Raw genomic sequence first — 18,002 nt, 5'->3', positions numbered from 1 at the left:
GGCCCCCACCGCGATGCAGACCACCGATCGCAACCTGGACTGGTTGCTGGACAGCCTCCTGGAGCGCACCCCCGGTAGCCGGTACGCCCTCGTGCTCTCCCGGGACGGCCTCAAGATGAGCCGCTCCGCGAGCCTGACCGTCGACCAGGCCGACCAGCTCGCCGCCATCGCGTCGGGCATCCAGAGCCTGTCGCACGGCGCGTCCGTGGAGTTCGGGGACGGCAGTGGCGGCGTGCGCCAGTCGATGACCGAGTTCCACGGCGGACTGCTGGTGATCGTGGAGGCCGGCGAAGGCGCGCACCTCGCCGTGGTGGCCGCGCAGGACGCCGACGCCGGGATGATCGGCCACAACACCAGCGAGCTGGTGGAGCAGTTGGGCGACTACCTGACCGCGCCGCCGCGAAGGCCCGGTGAGGACTCCGTATGACGCGCGGGTCCGTCGCAGGCGAGAACCCGGACCGGCTCTACACCGTCACCGGGGGCCGCAGCCGTGCCGACGACGCGCGGCTGGACCTGGTCGCCCTCATCGTCAGCGAGTCGCAGCCGTCGGCCGGCATGCAGTCCGAGCACGTCGCCATCCTGCGGATCTGCCGCACGCCGACGGCGGTCGTGGAGCTCTCGGCCGACCTGCGGCTGCCGGTGAGCGTGGTGCGCATCCTGCTGGCCGACCTCCTCGACGCCGGCAAGGTCACCGCCCGCCACCCCCGCACGTCGGCGGGTGCCAAGCTGCCCGACTCCGCACTCCTGAAGGAGGTGCTCGTTGGACTCCGCAGGCTCTGAACCGTTCGCGCGTGCGCCGCTGGCCGACACCGCGGACGACGGACTGAAGATCGTCATCGTGGGCGGGTTCGGCGTCGGGAAGACCACCATGGTCCGCTCGGTCAGCGAGATCCGCCCGCTGAACACCGAGGAGACGATGACCCAGGCCGGCGTCGGCATCGACGAGACCACCGGTGTGGACGGCAAGGTCACCACCACGGTCGCGTTCGACTTCGGCCGGATCAGCCTCAACGAGCGGATGGTGCTGTACCTGTTCGGCGCCCCCGGCCAGGAGCGGTTCTGGTTCCTGTGGGACCGGCTCTTCTCCGGCACGCTCGGCGCCGTGGTGCTGGTGGACCCGCGCCGGGTCGCCGACTCCTGGTACGCCATCGACCGGTTGGAGCACCACGGCCTGCCGTTCGTGGTGGCCCGCAACAACTTCGGGCCGCCGCTGCACACCCTGGACCAGATACGGGACGCCCTCACCCTCGACGACGCCGTCCCGCTGATCGACTGCGACGCGCGCGACCGGGAGTCCGGCAAGACCGTCCTGATCACGCTCGTCGACCACCTCTACGCCCTGTCCCGTGCCCAGGAGATGGCCCTGTGACCGACCACGCCCCTGCGGGTCCCGTGCTGTCCGCACCGCCCGCGCACTGCCCGGCCCGACCCGGCGCGGTGGCGCTGGGCGGCCTGGAGTTCCAGCAGACCCCGGCCCAGCTCTACCTGCAACTGCGCCGCGCGCACGGCCCGGTGGCGCCCGTGCTGCTCGACGGCGGCGTGCCCGCCTGGCTGGTGCTCGGCTACCGCGAACTGCACTACGTCACCACCAACGACGAGCTGTTCGCCCGCGACTCGCGCCGCTGGAACCAGTGGGAGGCCATCCCGGCGGACTGGCCGCTGCTGCCCTACGTGGGCTACCAGCCGTCCGTGCTCTTCGCCGAGGGCGCCGAGCACCGGCGGCGGTCCGGGGTGATCAGCGACGCGCTCGCCGAGGTCGACCAGTTCGAGCTGAAACGCCACTGCGAGGAGGTCGCCGACCGGCTGATCAACGTCTTCGCCGGCCGCGGCCGCGCGGACCTGATGGCCGACTACGCCCACCGGCTGCCGCTGCTGGCGGCGATCTGGATGTGCGGGCTGCCCGAGTCCCAGACCGCCGACATGGTGCGCGACCTGACCCTGTCGCTGGACGCGGCCGAGGGCGAGGACCCGGTGGCGGCCTACCTGCGGGTCCAGCAGCGGGTCCAGGCCCTGCTGGACAGCAGGCGCGTGGTGCCGGGGCCGGACGTGACCTCCCGGATGCTCGCCCACCCGGCCGGGCTCGCGGACATGGAGATCGTCCAGGACCTGATCTCGGTGATCGCCGCCGCCCAGCAGCCGACCGCGAACTGGATCGGCAACACCCTGCGGCTGATGCTCACCGACGACCGGTTCGCCGTCACCCTGTCCGGCGGCCGCGGCAGCGCCGGCCAGGCGCTCAACGAGGTGCTGTGGGAGGACACCCCGACGCAGAACTTCATCGGCCGGTGGGCCACCCGGGACACGCAGTTGGGCGGCCGGCAGATCCGGCAGGGCGACTGCGTGGTGCTCGGGCTGGCCGCGGCCAACACCGACCCCGAGGTGCGCCCCGACGGGCACGCCGGCACCGGCGGCAACAGCGCGCACGTCTCCTTCAGCCACGGCGAGCACCGCTGCCCCTACCCGGCACCGGAGTTGGCCGAGGCGATCGCCGGCACCGCGGTGGAAGTGCTGCTCGACCGGCTGCCCGACGTGGAGTTGTCGGTGCGGCCGGAGGAGCTGGCCTGGCGGCCGTCGATCTGGATGCGCGGCCTGGACGTGCTGCCCGTCCACTTCACCTCGGCGTACGTCGGTTGAGCGGCGCACGCCGGACGAGCCGCTGATGTCGGCTGAGCCGGTGATGTCGCCAGGGCGGCCGGTGCCGGCTGAGCGGCCTATGTCGGACGGGCGGCCTATGCCGGACGAGCCGCCGGTGCCGGCCGGAGGTCACGCCGGGTCGAACTCCACCCGGACCGAGGCCGGGCCGCGGGTGAACACGCCCCGCTCGAAGGGGACTTCACCCGGCGCGAGCCTGACCCCCGGCATGGCGTCGAGCAACTGGTCCACCCCCACCTCCACTTCCGTCTTCGCCAGCAGCGCGCCGACGCAGAAGTGCCGGCCCAGCGCGAACGCCAGGTGGTCGGCGGCGGCCGAGAACGCGTTGGTGCTGTTCAGGTCGGCCCGGAAGATGTCGAACGTGTCCGGGTCGGCGTACCGCTGCTCGTCGCGGTTGGCCGAGCCGATCAGGCAGGTGACGGTGCTGCCCTTGCGGATGACGCCGCCGGCCACCGGCACGTCCTCGGCGGCCTGCCGCATGATCATGTGCACCGGGGGCGTGTAGCGCAGCGTCTCGGCGAACGCGCGGGGGATCAGGCTGCGGTCCTCCCGCACCGCCGCCAACTGGTCCGGGTGGCGCAGCAGGTTGGCGAAGACGCTCGCGATCGCCTTGTCGGTGGTCTCGCCGCCGGCCGCCAGCAGCAGGCTGCAGAACGCCTTGATGTCCTCGTCGTCCATCGCGGTGCCGTCGACCTCGGCGCGGCACAGCGCGGAGAGCAGGTCGTCGCCGAGGTGCTCCCTGCGGTGCCGGATCACCGGCAGCAGGTAGGCGGCGAACTCCACCCGGGTCCGCTCGCCGGCCGCGGTGACCTCCGGGTCCTGGGCGAGGTTGCCGAGGAAGGCGATCACCGAGGTGTACCAGCCGTGGAACTTGTCGTGGTCGGCCTGGTCCAGGCCGAGCATGTCGGCGATCACGTTCACCGGGAAGCGGGTGGCGTACTGCCCGACCAGTTCGGCCGAGCCCGACCCGCGGAAGCCGTCGATGAGCCGGCGGGAGTTGCGCTCGATCACCGGCAGGAACTTCTCCTGGAGTTCCCGGCCGCGGAAGGCGGGCGCGACCAGCGCGCGGCGCACCGAGTGCTCGCGGCCGCTCATCTGGAGGATGGTCCGCCCGTGCACGGGCTCGATCTGCCACCCGTAGTTGTCGGTGGTGAAGGTGCTGTCCTTGAAGGCGCGTTCGACGTCCTCGTAGCGCGACACGATGTAGCTCTGCATGGCCTCGTGCCAGACGAGCGGCGTCTCCCGCCGCATCACCCGGTAGCTGGCGTAGGGGTCCTCGGCGAACTCCGGCGACAGGATGTCATGGGCCTGACCAGGTGCGGACATGAGACTCCTCGGGCTTGGTGAACCTGCGGAACCTGCCGGAACGTACCCGGCCAGGGTAGGCACGAACTTCCCTGCAGGCCATACGAGTTGACCCGTCACTGCTGGTCACGGCCGGATGCGCGGAGCGGCCGCGGGGCGCCGGAGCGCCTACGCTGGCGGCATGCACAAGGACGTACTCGCCGCCTTCGAGGCCGCCAAGGGCTTCATGCCGCTCGACGAGGGCATGGCCCTGCACGCCGCCGCGAAGGAGGCCGCGGCCGGTCTCGGGCTGCCCCTGCTGGAGGTCGGCACGTACTGCGGCCGCTCCACGCTCCTGCTCGCGGAGGCCGCCGCCCCGGCCGGCACCGTCGTGGTGACCGTCGACCACCACCGCGGCAGCGAGGAGCAGCAGCCGGGCTGGGAGTACCACGACCCGGAGCTGGTGGACCCCGTACTCGGGCGGATGGACACCCTCCCGCACTTCCGCCGCACCCTGTACGCGGCCGGCCTGGAGGACCACGTGATCGCGGTGGTCGGCCGCTCGCCGCAGGTCGCGAAGGTGTGGCGGCAGCCGCTCGGCCTGGTCTTCATCGACGGCGGCCACACCGACGAGCACGCGAACGGCGACTACGAGGGCTGGGCGCCGCTGCTCGCCGAGGGCGGCCTGCTGGTGATCCACGACGTCTTCCCCGATCCGGCCGACGGCGGCCAGGCGCCCTACCGCGTCTACCGGCGGGCGCTGGCCTCCGGGGCGTTCACCGAGGTGTCGGTGACCCGCACGTTGCGGGTGCTGCGGCGGGGGAGCGGGAGCCTCGACGGGCCTGCCGGAGTCGCGGACGGCCGCAAATAGTAACGCAGGGTGCAAGGTGACAGCTCGGGCCTATAGAGTCGCGGGCGTGTTCAGCAACGGGTCACACGGGGGCGGTCGTGGCGGCGGAATCGTCGCAGCGGCCGTGGTGGCGGCGGCGGTGCTTCTGAGCGGCTGCGGATCAGCGGCGGGCTCGGGCTCCGGTTCCGGCGGCACGCACAGCACCGGCAGCGCGCGAGCCGCCGACGGGAAGAACGCCGGCGCCGGCACGGCCGCGCCCGGCAGCACAGCCTCCGCTCCCTCCCCGGCGACGCCGTCTGCTGAAACGCTTCCCCTGGCCGGGAGGGTCGTCGTGCTCGACCCCGGGCACAACCCGACCAACTACCAGCACACCAAAGAGATCAACCGGCTGGTGAACATCGGGACGAACCGCAAGGAATGCGACACCACGGGCACCGAGACCAACGCCGGCTACCCGGAGGCGTCCTACACCCTGGACGTCTCCCGGCGGGTGCGGACGATCCTGGCCGCGCGCGGCGCGAAGGTCCTCCTGACCCAGAACGGCGACCGCCCGTACGGACCCTGCGTCGACGAGCGGGCCCGGATCGGCAACGCCGCGCACGCCGACGCCGCGCTGTCCATCCACGCGGACGGCGCGCCCGCCGGCGCGCACGGCTTCCATGTGATCGCGCCCAAGTCGCTGCACGCGGGCACCGCCGACACGCGTGCGATCGCCGCGCCGTCGCTGCGGCTGGCCACCACGCTGCGCGCGCACTTCAAGGCGGCGACCGGGGAGCCCTTCGCCAACTACCTCGGCGGCGGCAAGGGGTTGATGGTGCGCGACGACCTCGGCGGGCTCAACCTCTCCACCGTGCCGAAGGTGTTCATCGAGTGCGGCAACATGCGTGACAAGCAGGACGCCGCGTCGTTGACGAGCCCCGCCTGGCGGCAGCGCGCCGCCCAGGGGATCGCCGACGGCCTCACCGCCTTTCTCGAGGGTTCCCCCGCGGGGCCTGCCGACGGGAAGAGGTGACAGGGCTGTAGCAGTCCGGTATGGATCGTGCACCAAGACCCATACCTGACACCCGGCCAAAGATCACACCCGTACGATGGGGCACCGTTTCCCGCCCCGACGAACCGTTTCCCGCATCTCGCATCGCAAAGGACAGGACCCGACGTGAACATCCGCTCCCTGACCCGAGGAGACGGCCTGGTGATCGGCTCAGCGGCGCTGCTGCTGATCGCCTCCTTCCTGCCGTTCTACAGCTACCCCAGCGGCTACTCCGTGGCCGGTGGCGTCTCCCACAGCTCGCAGAACCTGTGGCACTCGGCCACCTTCCCGATCCTGCCGTCGGTGACGCTGGCCGCGGTGATCGCCGCCGCCGCTCTGCTCTTCGCCCGGTCGGGGCAGCTCGCGGGCCGGCAGCTGCTGGGTCTGACCCTGGACCAGTGGACGATCGCGCTGTCGCTGTTCGTCGGCTGGACCGCGGTGTGGTCGACGCTCTTCAACAACCAGGACAGCGTCGACAAGAAGGTCGGCGCCTGGCTGACCCTCATCTTCGGCATCGTGATCGCCGTGGCCGCGGTGCTCAACAGCCGGCTGCCCGCGCTGAAGGCCCCGCTGGCCGGCGCCCCGCGCCAGCCGCAGCCGTACGGCGTCGGCGCCCCGCAGCAGCCCTACGGCATGACCCCGCCGCAGGCCGGCTACGGCTACCCGGGCGGCGCCCAGTCGGTCGACCCGGCCTACAGCGGCGCCCCGGCCCCGCAGCCGCCGTACGGTGGCGGTGCCCCCGCCCCCAACGTGCACTCGCAGCCGACCACCGCCGCCCCGACCCCGTCCGCGGACTTCACCGCGTTCTGGTTCGCGGTGCCGGTGCCGCGGCCGCTGTTCGCCGAGGACGGCAGCGGCGGGCAGATCGCCGAGCTGGCCCCGGGCACCTGGTACCTCGCGGTGGACCAGCGCGGCCAGGCGCTCATCGCGCAGACCCAGGACGGGCGCCGCGGCGTCCTCCAGGACAGCAGCGGCATCCAGCGCGGCTGACCCGCGGGCGTCCACGCGGGCGCCTTACGGTGTCGGGCCGGTTCGCCGGGCGGGCACGGTCTTCAGTACCTGGCACCACACGACGGCCGGCCGTCCCCTTCGACGAGGGGGACGGCCGGCCGTCGGCGCGTCCAAGGGGCGCCGAGCGCCGCAGCCCCGGAGCTGCTGCTGCCGCTGCCGTTGCCGCTGTCAGCTTCCCAGTTGGGACAGCGAGGGCACCTTCTCCTTCACGTCGGCGCCCGCGCTCTTCCCGGCGTCCTTGACCTCGTTGATCACGTCGTTGAAGCTGTTCACCGTCGAGTCCGGGTTCTCGCCCTTGCGCAGCTTGGACGGCAGGTCCTTGAGCGCGGTGATGCCCGCGGTCACCGGCGCCATCAGCCTGTTGAGCGTCGGGTCGCCCTTGGCGTTCACCGAGGCCGCCTTGAGCCGGTTGTAGGCGAAGGTGCCGGCCAGGCCCGCCTTGATCAGCGCGACGGTCCGCCCGTGCGCGCCCTTCTTGAACTTGCCGGCCTTGTACGGCTTCACGATCCACTGGTAGGTCGCCCCGGCGGCGAGCCCCGCGTTCGCCACGAAACGGGTCTTCGCGAGCTTCTGCCGCTGCGCGCTCGTCGTCGGGCTCGGGCTGCTGCTCGACGCGTGCGAGGCGGTCGAGGCGGTGTCGCTGCCGCACGCGGGCAGTACCAGAAGGGCGGCGGCCAGGAGCAGGGCGGTCAGCGCCCGGCGCACGGGGAAGCCGGTCGGCACGGGTACCTCCGGAGCGTGGGGGTGTACGGGCGGTGCGCCCGCTCCCGCAGCATCACCCGGCCGCCACGGGGCCGCCAGCGGGGGACACCCGTACGGAGGGCCGCGGCGGGCGCCGGCCGGTCCGTCACCGGCCGAGGGCGCGGACCGTCACCGGCCGTGTGCCGCCGGCCGTCGAGACCTCCGCACGGGCAGACCTCTACATGCGGAATGTGCAGCTCAGAGAACGTGTGGCGGATTTTCCGCGTCCTACAGTCCGTGACAGTTCGTACAGACGTTCCCGGGCGACGCATGCCCGTATGGCCGCTACCGGTGCTGTGGACGCTGGCGCTGGGGTGGTGGGGGATCTCCCGGCAGGACAGCGTCTGGCGGGACGAGGCGGCGACCTGGCAGGCGGCCCAGCGGTCGCCCGCCGACATCATGCACATGCTGGGCAACATCGACGCCGTGCACGGCCTGTACTACCTGCTGATGCACGCGTGCTTCGTGTGCTTCGGGGCGAGCACCACCACCCTGCGGCTGCCGTCGGTGCTGGCCATGGCGGTGGCGGCCGGCTGCGTGGCCGTCGTCGGGCACCGGCTGGCCGGCGTCTGGGCGGGCCGGGGCGCGGGGATGGTGTTCGGGCTGCTCCCGGCCGTGCAGTTCTACCTCCAGGAGGGCCGCCCGTACGCGATGGTCACGGCCGGCGCCGGGATCTCGACGCTCCTGCTGGTGACCCTCCTGCAGGAGCCCCCCGGGGCGGCGCGCCGGCGGCGCTGGGCGGCCTACGGTGCCGCGGTCCTGGCCTGCGGGCTGCTGAACTGGCTGTCGCTGCTGATCCTGCCCGCGCACCTGGCGACCCTGGCGTGGACGCGGGCCGGGCGCGAGGTGTGGACACGCTGGCTGACGGCGGCCGTGGCGGCGACGGCGGGAGTGCTGCCGCTGATCCTCTTCAGCCGCCGCCAGGCCCAACAGGTGGCGTGGATACCGCCGTTGAGTTGGCAGATGCTGATCGGCCCGGTGGTGCTGGTGGCGATCGGCGCCGTCGGGGCCGCTGTCGACCGGCCGCGGGCGGGCCGGCTGTCGGCGGCGGCGGTCGGGCTCCCGCTGCTCGCGGTGCCCCAACTCGGCCTGGTCGGCGTGTCCGTGGCCCATCCGCTGTACCTCGACCGGTATGTCGTCTTCAGCCTGCTCGGCCTGGCGCTGCTGGTCGGCGCGGGACTGGCCGCGGCGGTGCGCGCGGCCACTCCGCGCTTCCCGACGGCGGCGCCGCGGCTGGTCCCGGTCGCACTCGCCCTGGCCACGCTGGCACTGCTCCCGCAGTCGCTGGCCGAACGCTCCCCGGCCAGCCGGGTGGACGACGTCGTGTCGGCCGCGGCGGACGTGGCACGGATGAAGTCGCCCGGGGACGGGGTGGTCTTCGTGCCCACCTGGCGGCGCGACTCGGCGTACGTCTGCCCCGGCGACTTCACCGGTCTGCGGGACGTCGCCCTGGAAGAAGGCCCCACGCGGTCCGGGACGTTGGAGGGCCGGGAGGCCACCCCCGCGCGGATCAGGGCCGCGATGCTGGCCCGGCCGCGCATCCTGCTGGTGACGGACGCGGCGCAGGCCGCGGGGCAGGCCCCCGGTGCGCGGGACCGGGTGAAACTCGCCGTGCTCCGGGAGTACTTCACCCCGGTCGCGGACGTACGGGTCCGCGGCCGCCGGGTGACGGTCTACGAGCGGCGCGGACCGGTACGGGTCGACGGCGGGCGGACCTGATCCGCCGACCGCCGCGGGTGGCAGGTCCACCACAACCACGGCCGTCCGTGCCAGGTTTCACCGACCCCAACCGGGCAATGCGACAGCCATGGCCAGACGGTATGGCGGCAACCCCGCCGCGGTGATCATCCTCATCGCCGCAGACATCGCTGCACTCATCCTGATCCTCTGGATCATCTTCTTCGTCCTGGACGCGAACCGCGCCAACGACCTCGTCAACTGGGTCCACCACGCGGCGAACTGGCTCGCGACCTGGTCGAAGGACCTGTTCACCGTCGACAACGCCAAGTGGCGCACTGTCCTCAACTACGGCCTGCCCGCGGCCGTCTACCTGGTCGTCGCCCATGCGATAGCCGGCCGCGTCAACCGCGCCTGACCCGGCACCCGCGCGCCGGTCGTCTACAACGGGGCCTCCTCCTCCACCGGGAGGACCGCGGCGACGCGGAAGCCGCCGCCGTGGGCCGGACCGGAGGCCAGGGAGCCGCCGGCCGCGGCGAGGCGCTCGGTCAGGCCGCGCAGGCCGGTGCCCCTACCGGTGGGCAGGTGGGGGTCGGGCGCGGTGGCCGCGGCGGGGCCGATCCCGTTGTCGGTGATGGTGAGGTGCGCGTGGCCCCCGCCGGTGCGCAGTTCGATGGTGGCCTGCGAGGCGCGGCTGTGCCGTACGACGTTGGTGACGCCCTCGCGGACCACCCAGCCGAGCAGCGCCTCGGTCTGCGGCGGCAGCGGCGGGCCCGACTCCTGGACCACCACCTCGATGTCGGAGGCGGTCAACGCCGAGCGGGCCCGGTCCAGTTCGGTGGACAGGCTGCCCTCGCGGTAGCCGGTGACCGCCTCGCGGATCTCGGTGAGCGCCTGCCGGCCGACCGCCTCGATGTCGGCGACCTGCGCGAGGGCCGCGTCCAGGTCGCGCGGGGCGAGCCGGCGGGCCGCCTCGGACTTCACCACGACCACCGACAGGGTGTGCCCCAGCAGGTCGTGCAGGTCGCGGGAGAACCGCAGCCGTTCCTGCGCGACCGCGGCCCGGGCCAACTCCTGCCGGGTGGAGCGAAGCTGGTCCACCGCCTGGAAGAGCGTGATGATCACCGACACCACCAGCCCGGACAGGAACGTCCCGTACGACAGGCTGGTGGTCGACCAGAAGCTCTCGTGGTGCAGGCCCGAGACGATCCCGGCCGCGGCGCTCGTCGGGATCAGCATCAGGCCCAGGACGCGGCGGCTGCTCGCCACGCTGCCCACGCACAGCGACACCAGCACGAACAGCAGCGGGAAGTTGCCGCCGTAGCCGATCGAGAGCGCCAGGGTGGTCGCGCCCAGGCAGGCCAGCAGGCGCAGCGGCACCGGCCCGGAGCCCAGGCGCGGGCTGAACGCGGAGCGCACGGTCAGCACGTACAGCACGCAGAACAGGGCGAGCCCCGCGCCGGCCGGCCAGGGGTTGCCGACCCGGCCGTTGAACAGGTCGCTGGCCGGGCCGACCGCCATCAGCAGCCACGGGATCAGCGCCTTGCCGTCGGGCTTCCTGAGCTGGTCGATCTCGTCCTCAAACCGCTCGGACCGGCGCCACCACATCTTCCTGCGGCACTCCGTGTCCCGGTCCGGGTCCGGGTCCGTGGTCATGGCCCGGCCGCCGGCCTGGCTCCGCTTCCGGTGCTGGTCCTGGTGCTGGTCCTGGTCCTGGTCCTGGTCCGGCACGGCGCCGTCCGCCGTGCCGGACGCCTGTCTCGCGTCCACCGCCATCCCCGTCCCCGTCCGGTGTCGCGCCGCGTCGGGTTCGCGCGGCGCCCGCACGTGCGGCGTGGTGGTGGTCATGCGGTACGCGCCCCGCGCCGGTAGGCGAACACCGCGTAACCGGCGAAGACCAGCAGCCAGCCGACGAGCACCGCCACCGTACCCAAACCGGGGCCATGGTGCTCCAGGACGCTCCAGCCCAGGTCGCCGAAGCGGGCGGTGGGCGTCCAGCGGGAGATCGCGCGCAGCCAGGGCGGGAAGGCGCCGGCCGGAATCCACAGCCCGCCGATCACCGAGAGACCCATCATGCAGGCCATGCTCACCACGCCGGTGGCCTGCCCGGTCAGCGCGTAGCCGTTGCCGAGGCCGAGCAGGGTGAAGGGGATGGTGCCCAGCCACAGCAGCACCCCGACCGCGAGCCACTGCCACACCGCCAGCCGCACGCCGTTGACCAGGCCGCCCGCGGCCAGCACCGCCGTGATCGCCGGCAGTACCGTGACGCCCGCGGTCAGCGCCCGCCCGGCGACCACCTGCACCGGGTGCAGCGGCGTCACCCGCAACTGCCTCAGCCAGCCGCGCCCGCGGTCCTCCGCGACCCCCGACCCCACCGCGAGCGCCGCGCCCAGCGCCCCGTACGCGGCCATCCCGATCATCGAGTACTGCGCGTAGTCGCCCCTGAAGTCGGCGTCGCCGCCCACCCCGAGGTTGGTGAAGAGCAGGTACATCGCCACCGGCATCACCACGCCCATCACGGCGTACCCGCCGTCCCGCAGCGTGCGGCGCACCTCCAGCCGGACGTACTCCAGCAGCGGCCGCAGGTAGGAGGCGGGGCGGGGGAAGGGCGGACCGTACACCTCGGGCGCAGCCGCGCGCCCCGCAGGCTCGCGCCCCGCCTCCTCGCGCCCCGCAGCTTCGGCCGAGGTCACCCCGGGTACGGGCGCGAGAGCCTTGCCGGGGGCGCTCATCGGGCCACTGCCAGGGAGGTCCCGGAGCCGGCGGCGGAGTCCTTGGGCGCGGCCGGGGCGGCGCCCGAGCCCGAGCCCGGGCCCGGGTCCGGGTGGGCGGTCAGGCTGAGGAACGCCTCCTCCAGGCTCGCCGCCGCCACCTCCAACCGCCGTATCCGGCCCGCCGCGGCGAGCGCGAGCACCGTCGCGTCGGAGTCGGCGCTGCGCAGCACCGCGCGGTCGCCGCGCACTTCGAGCGAGGTCACCCCGGGCAGGTCGCGCAGCCCTGCGCTGCCCCGCCCGGCCAGGTCGAAGGAGACCAGGGTGCCGCCGACCGCCCGCTTGATCTGCTCGCCGCTGCCGTCGGCCACGGTACGGCCCCGGTCGATCACCAGCACCCGGTCCGCGTTCTCGTCCGCCTCCTCCAGGTAATGCGTCGAGAAGACCACGGTGTTGCCGCGCGCCGCGTACCCGCGCATCGAGCGCCAGAAGCCGCGCCGCGCCTCCACGTCCAGCGCGGCGGTCGGCTCGTCCAGCACGATCAGCGCCGGGTTGCCCGCGACGGCCAGCGCGAACCGCAGCCGCTGCGCCTGCCCGCCGGAGAGCTTGTCCACCCGCCGCCCGGCCAACTCCCCGATCCCGGCGAGCGCGAGGGCCTCGGCGACCGGCATCGGCCGCGGGTAGGTGGCGGCGACGAAGCCGACCCACTCGCGGACGGTCACCCGGGGGATCGGGGTGCCGTCCTGGAGCATCGCGCCCACCAGGCCGCCCCTGACCGCGTCCTGCGGCGCCCCGCCGAACAGCCGCACCTCGCCGCCGTCCGGCTGGTCGAGGCCGAGCATCAGCGAGATCGCGGTGGACTTCCCCGCGCCGTTGCGGCCGAGCAGCGCCAGGGTCTGGCCGCGGGCGATGTCCAGGTCGACACCGGCGATCGCGTGCACCGGGCCGAAGTGCTTGTGGACGGCCGAGAACCGTACCGCCGGGGGAGAGGTGGGCGCCGCGGCCGTGGGGCCCGCCGACCGCGCGAGTGAAGAGGTATCCGCCATGTCCATGAAGCTACGGCGGGGCGGCGGCGGCCCGGCAGACGCGAATGTGGTGGGGTGGCCGGGACAAATGTCCTGGGTGCGGCCCGCGCCGGATCAGTAGCCGCGGCGCGCGCGGCGCTTCGCCGCCCGCTCCTCGGCCTTCAACCGGGCCTTCACCTCGGCCTGGGCCCGCGCCTCGGCTTCGGCCACCCGCCGCGTGTCCTCGCTGTCGCGCAGCAACTCCGCGACGGTGAAGCGGCAGACGAAGGAGTAGCCGTTGTCGTACTCGCTCGGTGCGTCACCGCAGACCAGCAGGAAGCCGTCCGCGGTCCGGAACAGCCGGGTCCTGGGAGGGAACCGCATCCGGCGGGGCTGATAGCTGGTGGCGTGGCTCTCCAGCCGGGCGAGGGCCTCCGCGCGGCTGCCGGTGAACACCTCCAGCACGGTGGTGAGCAGCTCGGTCAGCATGTTGTGGTAGCTCTTGATCCTCGATTCCTCGACGATCAGGCCCCAGCGCTCCGCCATCGCTTCCCCCCGGAATCCGGAATGCGGCACCCGACGGGCCCGCCGGTGCCATGCCGCGCCGCGCCGGTCCGAGCGGCCGTGCGGACCGCCCGGTCCGCCCTTCGGCACGAGCCGCCGCCCCGCGCCGCCCGTCGAGACGGCGACGGGCGCGGGCGGCGTCAGTCCGACTGTTCGCGGCGGTGCTTGCCGTGCGGCGCCGCCGCCTCGCTGTCCTCCGCCGAGGCCTCACCACGGTGGCGTCCCGACGTGTCCTCGTCCGTGCTCTGGTGCGCCTGGCTGCGCACGTGATCGGCCCTGGTCGCGTCCGACATCTTCGTGCTCTCCCCGTATACCCACATGACTACGTGCTCACTCGGGATGCTCACCCTGGGTGACCCGGCTGATTCTATCGAGCGTCACGCGACCGGGGTCAGCGGGGCCTTCTGCAGCGGCAGCACCGCGAGCGGGCGGCGGGCCGGCGGAAGGGCGCGGGCCCGCACCACCCGCGGCGCGGGCAGCGCGAGCGGCGCCGGGGCGGCCACCGGCGGCGGGTCGTACGGGTGCAGGGCGGTGGGCGTGGGCAGGTGGAGCGGGGAGCGCGGCAGCCAGCGGGCGGCCGGGCCGAGCCAGTCCGCGGGGGCCGGGCGCCAGTGCAGGCGGCGCTCGCCCGGCCGCCACAGCGCGAGCGACGAGCCGCCGCCGGGCACCGCCGAACGGAAGGCGACCACGCACGCCTCGGGGGTGAGGATCTGCCCCGGCTGCGCGGCGACCGGGGAGAGCAGGGCGCCGGCGACCCGCAGGGTGTCGGGGAAGCGCACCGGATGGCGGCTGCCGAGCACGCCCCAGCCGAGCCGGGCCTCACCGGTGGCGTCGCTGCGTACGATCATCAGCCCGCTGTCCGGCTCGGCGAGCAGCAGCCGGTCGTCGCTGTCCTCGGTGAGCTGGAGCAACGGGCTGACCTGGCCGGCGTGCAGGTCGACCACGACCGCCTTCGTCCGCCCGTCCATCTCGCGGTCGAGCGCGAGCAGCCGCCCCGCGCGGTCCAGCCAGGCGCCGCCGGTGCAGCGGCCGGGCACCGTGACGAGGTGGACCGGGCCGCCCCCGCTCCCGCCGCCCGCGTCGCACAGCTGCCACAGCGAGGTCACCCCGCCGCCCGCGTCGTAGCAGGTGGCGAAGGCGCCGAACGGGGCCGGCGGGAGCAGGCGCACGTCGCTGCCGGCGAGCGCGCCGATCCGCTGGGTGCCGGTGCCGGTGCCGGACGGGTAGAGCAGGGAAAGGTCGTGGCACACGGCGGCGGGGGTGCCGGGCCCGGCGGCGACGCCGGCGCCCGAGCCGCTGTCCGGGCCGGCGCCGGCCGCCGACGGCTCTTCGTCCGCGCCGCTGTTCCCGCCGCTGCCCCCGACGCCGTTCCCGGTGCGGTCCTCGGCGCCTCCCTCGGCGCCCGCTCCGGATTCCGCTCCGACCGCTGCCCTGCCGGCGATCCCGCCCCCGTTCCAGGCTCCGTTGCCGCCCCCGTTCGCGCCCCCGTTCGCGGCGCCGACCTCGCGCCGCACCAGCACCCGGCCGTCCGGCAGCGGCAGCACCTGCGTGCCCGGCTCCTCCGGCTGCGTGGCGGGCAGCGCCACCGCGTACGGCTCGGGCCCGTCCAGCGACCAGCGTTCGACGTACCAGCCGCCGCCGCCCTCGCCCTCCTCGCTCGGCACGGTCGCCTCCGCGAGGCAGGCCGCGTACGCCCCGTCCGCGCTGATCGTGAAGCCGGTACGGCGCGGCACGTGCGCGGTCGGTGCCGCAGTGGTCGTGGCGGGCGCAACCGGAAGGGCCGGGGCCTGCGGTGTGCCAGTGGTGTCGACGGTCATGTGGGTTCTCCACCTCCGGCTCAGGACCGTACTTTTCGTACTTCATGACGATCAACGTGGCTCAGGGTGTTTCACACGTAAGGGTGTCGCTCCGCGCGAATCGGCGGCGTCATCCGAGCCGTTGTGCTGCGCTGCCCGCTCGCATCCCGGCCGCCCGGCGCGGCGGGTAACCTTCGTAACGTGCCCGCACCCTCTCTCGCCGACGTCCTCGCCGCTCTCGACGCCCTCTGGCCGCCGGAGCTGGCCGAGTCGTGGGACGCCGTCGGCCTGGTCTGCGGAGATCCGTCCGCCGAGGTCACCCGCGTGCTGTTCGCCGTCGATCCGGTCCAGGAGGTCGTCGACGAGGCGGTACGGCTCGGCGCGGACCTGATCGTCACCCACCACCCGCTGTACCTGCGCGGCACCACCACCGTCGCACCGGTCGGCCCGGCCGGTTTCAAGGGCCGGGTGGTGCACGACCTGATCCGCGGCGGCATCGCGCTGCTGGTGGCGCACACCAACGCCGACCGGGCCGACCCCGGGGTCTCCGACGCGCTCGCCGCCGCCCTGGACCTGCGCGTCACCGGCCCGCTCGTCCCCGACCCGACCGACCCGGCCGGCCGCCGCGGCCTGGGCCGGCTGTGCGCACTCGACGCGCCGCTGACCCTCGCCGAGTTCGCCGCGCGGGCCGCGCGCGACCTGCCGGGCACCGCCGCCGGCGTGCGGGTGGCCGGCGACCCCGACAGCACCATCCGTACGGTCGCGGTCTGCGGCGGCTCGGGCGACAGCCTGTTCGCCGAGGTCCGCGCGGCCGGCGTCGACGCCTTCCTCACCGCCGACCTGCGGCACCACCCGGCCTCCGAGGCCCGGCAGGCCGGACCGCCCGCGCTGGTGGACGCCGCGCACTGGGCCACCGAGTGGCCCTGGTGCGAGCAGGCCGCCGGCCAGCTCGACGAGATCTCCGACCGGCACGGCTGGAACCTGCGCACCCACGTCTCGCGGGCGGTCACCGACCCGTGGACGATCCACGCGCCCTCCGCCCCGTTGAGCGACCAGGGCGTACCGGATGCCTCCGGCACGCCGGGTCCGGCCGGCCCGCCGAACTCGTCGCCGTCCCCGAATTTCCCTTCCAGCAGCACAGGAGCCCCCCGCTGAACGCCGCGCCCGCCGACCAGATCCGACTTCTCGAAGTCCAGGCCCTCGATGCGCGTATCGCGCAGCTCGACCACAAGCGCCGCAACCTGCCCGAGCACGCCGAGTTGGACCGGCTCGGCGCCGACCTCGCCCAACTCCGCGACCTGCTCGTCGCCGCCCGTACCGAGGAGAGCGACACCGCCCGCGAGCAGACCAAGGCGGAGCAGGACGTCGACCAGGTGCGGCAGCGCTCCGCCCGCGACCAGCAGCGGCTCGACTCCGGCGCGGTCACCTCCCCGAAGGACCTGGAGAACCTCCAGCGCGAGATCGCCTCGCTCGCCAAGCGCCAGTCCGACCTGGAGGACGTCGTGCTGGAGGTGATGGAGCGCCGCGAGAACGCGCAGGAGCGCGGCACCGAACTCGCCGGCCGGGTCGAGTCGTTGGAGGTGAAGGTCGCCGAGGCCGAGCAGCGCAAGACCGCCGCGCTGGAGGGCATCGACGCCGAGGGCTTCACCGTCGCCAAGGAGCGCGAGGTGCTGGCCGCCGCCGTCCCCGACGACCTGCTCAAGCTCTACGACAAGCTCCGCGCCCAGCAGGGCGGGATCGGTGCCGCCCGGCTCTACCAGAAGCGGTGCGAGGGCTGCCGGTTGGAGCTGAACATCACCGAGCTCAACGAAGTGCGGTCCGCTCCGTCCGACACGGTGGTGCGCTGCGAGAACTGCCGGCGGATTCTGGTGCGCACCGCCGACTCCGGTCTGTAGAGCGGTGGTTGCGGCCGAGCCCGACCCCTCGGCCGCGCCCGCGCGCCCGGTCCGGCCGGATCGGGCCGCCCCGGACCTGGGCGCCCCGACCACGTTCGTGCTGCTGCGGCACGGCGAGACGGCACTGACCGGGCAGCAGCGGTTCTCCGGCAGCGGGGGAGGGGACCCGCAGCTGTCGGAACGCGGGCGGGCGCAAGCCGAGCTGGCCGCACAGGAGTTGGCCGGGACGCCGCAGCCGCCGTCGCCGTACGGACCCGACCGCCAGGGCGCGTTCGGGGCGGATGAGCACGGCGCCGTGCGGGCCGTGGTCAGCTCGCCGCTGCTCCGCTGCCGGCAGACCGCCGCCCCGGCCGCCGCACGCCTCGGCCTGGACGTCACCGTCGAGGACGGCCTGCGCGAGACGGACTTCGGCGGCTGGGACGGCCTGACCTTCGCCGAGGCGCGGCAGCGCGACCCCGGCGCGATGACCGCGTGGCTCGGTGACCCGTCCGCCGCCCCGCCCGGCGGTGAGAGCTTCGAGCAGGTCGCCGCCCGGGTCGAGGCCGCCCGCGACGCCCTGCTCGCCGCCCACCGCGGCCGGACCGTCCTGCTGGTCAGCCATGTCACGCCGATCAAGACCCTGGTCCGGCTCGCCCTCGGCGCGCCGCCCGAGGCGCTCTTCCGTATGCACCTGTCCCCGGCGGCGCTGTGCGCGATCGACTACTACGCCGACGGCAACACCTCCGTGCGGTACGTCAACGCGACGGCGCACCTGCGCGGCCTCGACGCCGGGTGAACCGGCTGTGCC

Annotated in this window: 19 protein-coding genes and 1 pseudogene; 12 read left to right on the top strand and 8 right to left on the bottom strand. The window is 74.0% G+C overall.

Annotated elements, in window-relative coordinates; translation table 11 throughout:
* Window positions 1-13 precede the first annotated feature (13 nt).
* From ACIPAE_RS03715 to ACIPAE_RS03700, 4 genes are read left to right on the top strand one after another with little or no spacing between them, the layout of a single operon-like run.
* Complete coding sequence (locus ACIPAE_RS03715) at window positions 14-427, top strand: roadblock/LC7 domain-containing protein (protein WP_328463557.1); 414 nt, start codon at window positions 14-16, stop codon at window positions 425-427.
* A complete protein-coding gene (locus tag ACIPAE_RS03710; protein WP_328463555.1) occupies window positions 424-780 on the top strand; it encodes a DUF742 domain-containing protein in 357 nt (118 codons plus the stop codon). The genes ACIPAE_RS03715 and ACIPAE_RS03710 overlap by 4 nt, the downstream gene beginning before the upstream one ends.
* Window positions 761-1,369 (top strand): ATP/GTP-binding protein, encoded by a 609-nt coding sequence (locus ACIPAE_RS03705; RefSeq protein ID WP_328463554.1) that lies wholly within the window; start codon window positions 761-763, stop codon window positions 1,367-1,369. The genes ACIPAE_RS03710 and ACIPAE_RS03705 overlap by 20 nt, the downstream gene beginning before the upstream one ends.
* Window positions 1,366-2,634, top strand: a complete 1,269-nt coding sequence (locus ACIPAE_RS03700; RefSeq protein ID WP_366412027.1) for a cytochrome P450 — start codon at window positions 1,366-1,368, stop codon at window positions 2,632-2,634. Before ACIPAE_RS03705 ends, ACIPAE_RS03700 begins: the two co-directional genes overlap by 4 nt.
* A gap of 129 nt (window positions 2,635-2,763) precedes the next feature.
* Here the strand turns inward: ACIPAE_RS03700 and ACIPAE_RS03695 are convergent, their stop codons facing one another.
* The gene (locus tag ACIPAE_RS03695) at window positions 2,764-3,978 is read right to left on the bottom strand and encodes a cytochrome P450 (protein WP_402442697.1); all 1,215 of its coding nucleotides are present in this window, start codon (window positions 3,976-3,978) and stop codon (window positions 2,764-2,766) included.
* 160 nt (window positions 3,979-4,138) lie between these two features.
* On the opposite strand from ACIPAE_RS03695, the gene ACIPAE_RS03690 reads away from it, so the two are divergent.
* The 3 genes from ACIPAE_RS03690 (at window position 4,139) to ACIPAE_RS03680 (ending at window position 6,806) form a co-directional block, all read left to right on the top strand.
* Window positions 4,139-4,807, top strand: a complete 669-nt coding sequence (locus ACIPAE_RS03690; RefSeq protein ID WP_402442695.1) for a class I SAM-dependent methyltransferase — start codon at window positions 4,139-4,141, stop codon at window positions 4,805-4,807.
* A 46-nt stretch (window positions 4,808-4,853) separates the two neighbouring features.
* The gene (locus ACIPAE_RS03685; protein ID WP_366412025.1) at window positions 4,854-5,798 is read left to right on the top strand and encodes an N-acetylmuramoyl-L-alanine amidase; all 945 of its coding nucleotides are present in this window, start codon (window positions 4,854-4,856) and stop codon (window positions 5,796-5,798) included.
* Window positions 5,799-5,942: 144 nt separating this feature from the next.
* The gene (locus ACIPAE_RS03680; protein WP_328463549.1) at window positions 5,943-6,806 is read left to right on the top strand and encodes a hypothetical protein; all 864 of its coding nucleotides are present in this window, start codon (window positions 5,943-5,945) and stop codon (window positions 6,804-6,806) included.
* Between the two features lie 189 nt (window positions 6,807-6,995).
* Here the strand turns inward: ACIPAE_RS03680 and ACIPAE_RS03675 are convergent, their stop codons facing one another.
* Window positions 6,996-7,550 (bottom strand): hypothetical protein, encoded by a 555-nt coding sequence (locus ACIPAE_RS03675; protein WP_329369860.1) that lies wholly within the window; start codon window positions 7,548-7,550, stop codon window positions 6,996-6,998.
* Window positions 7,551-7,838: 288 nt separating this feature from the next.
* Between ACIPAE_RS03675 and ACIPAE_RS03670 the strand changes: the two genes are divergently transcribed.
* Complete coding sequence (locus tag ACIPAE_RS03670; protein WP_402442692.1) at window positions 7,839-9,287, top strand: hypothetical protein; 1,449 nt, start codon at window positions 7,839-7,841, stop codon at window positions 9,285-9,287.
* An 88-nt stretch (window positions 9,288-9,375) separates the two neighbouring features.
* Window positions 9,376-9,663, top strand: coding sequence for a hypothetical protein (locus tag ACIPAE_RS03665; RefSeq protein WP_329369864.1), 288 nt, complete (start codon window positions 9,376-9,378; stop codon window positions 9,661-9,663).
* Between the two features lie 23 nt (window positions 9,664-9,686).
* Here ACIPAE_RS03665 and ACIPAE_RS03660 read toward each other — a convergent pair whose 3' ends face one another.
* From ACIPAE_RS03660 to ACIPAE_RS03635, 6 genes are all read right to left on the bottom strand, one after another.
* Window positions 9,687-11,093: a sensor histidine kinase gene (locus ACIPAE_RS03660; RefSeq protein WP_402442690.1), complete on the bottom strand. Its 1,407-nt coding sequence runs from the start codon at window positions 11,091-11,093 to the stop codon at window positions 9,687-9,689.
* Window positions 11,090-11,821, bottom strand: a complete 732-nt coding sequence (locus tag ACIPAE_RS03655) for an ABC transporter permease (RefSeq protein WP_329374338.1) — start codon at window positions 11,819-11,821, stop codon at window positions 11,090-11,092. The genes ACIPAE_RS03660 and ACIPAE_RS03655 overlap by 4 nt, the downstream gene beginning before the upstream one ends.
* Window positions 11,822-11,973: 152 nt before the next feature.
* The gene (locus tag ACIPAE_RS03650; RefSeq protein WP_402442688.1) at window positions 11,974-13,002 is read right to left on the bottom strand and encodes an ATP-binding cassette domain-containing protein; all 1,029 of its coding nucleotides are present in this window, start codon (window positions 13,000-13,002) and stop codon (window positions 11,974-11,976) included.
* 93 nt (window positions 13,003-13,095) lie between these two features.
* Entirely contained in the window at window positions 13,096-13,506 is a 411-nt protein-coding gene (locus tag ACIPAE_RS03645; RefSeq protein WP_366412020.1) for a hypothetical protein, read from the bottom strand.
* 158 nt (window positions 13,507-13,664) lie between these two features.
* Window positions 13,665-13,844, bottom strand: coding sequence for a hypothetical protein (locus tag ACIPAE_RS03640; RefSeq protein WP_329369871.1), 180 nt, complete (start codon window positions 13,842-13,844; stop codon window positions 13,665-13,667).
* A 57-nt stretch (window positions 13,845-13,901) separates the two neighbouring features.
* Entirely contained in the window at window positions 13,902-15,341 is a 1,440-nt protein-coding gene (locus ACIPAE_RS03635; RefSeq protein ID WP_402442685.1) for a hypothetical protein, read from the bottom strand.
* A 180-nt stretch (window positions 15,342-15,521) separates the two neighbouring features.
* Between ACIPAE_RS03635 and ACIPAE_RS03630 the strand changes: the two genes are divergently transcribed.
* The 3 genes and pseudogenes from ACIPAE_RS03630 to ACIPAE_RS03620 all read left to right on the top strand — a co-directional run.
* A complete protein-coding gene (locus ACIPAE_RS03630) occupies window positions 15,522-16,475 on the top strand; it encodes a Nif3-like dinuclear metal center hexameric protein (RefSeq protein ID WP_402442683.1) in 954 nt (317 codons plus the stop codon).
* The gene (locus tag ACIPAE_RS03625; RefSeq protein WP_328474038.1) at window positions 16,472-17,215 is read left to right on the top strand and encodes a C4-type zinc ribbon domain-containing protein; all 744 of its coding nucleotides are present in this window, start codon (window positions 16,472-16,474) and stop codon (window positions 17,213-17,215) included. The genes ACIPAE_RS03630 and ACIPAE_RS03625 overlap by 4 nt, the downstream gene beginning before the upstream one ends.
* Window positions 17,145-17,990, top strand: a pseudogene (locus ACIPAE_RS03620) (histidine phosphatase family protein); the annotation flags it as partial. The gene ACIPAE_RS03625 and the pseudogene ACIPAE_RS03620, both read left to right, overlap by 71 nt.
* Between the last annotated feature and the right edge of the window lie 12 nt (window positions 17,991-18,002).

The organism is Streptomyces sp. NPDC087270 (assembly GCF_044744625.1).
In the GTDB taxonomy this organism is placed as follows: Bacteria; Actinomycetota; Actinomycetes; order Streptomycetales; family Streptomycetaceae; genus Actinacidiphila.
The sequence above is the reverse complement of the archived record's forward strand: the minus strand, read 5'-3'. Positions and strand labels throughout refer to the sequence as shown.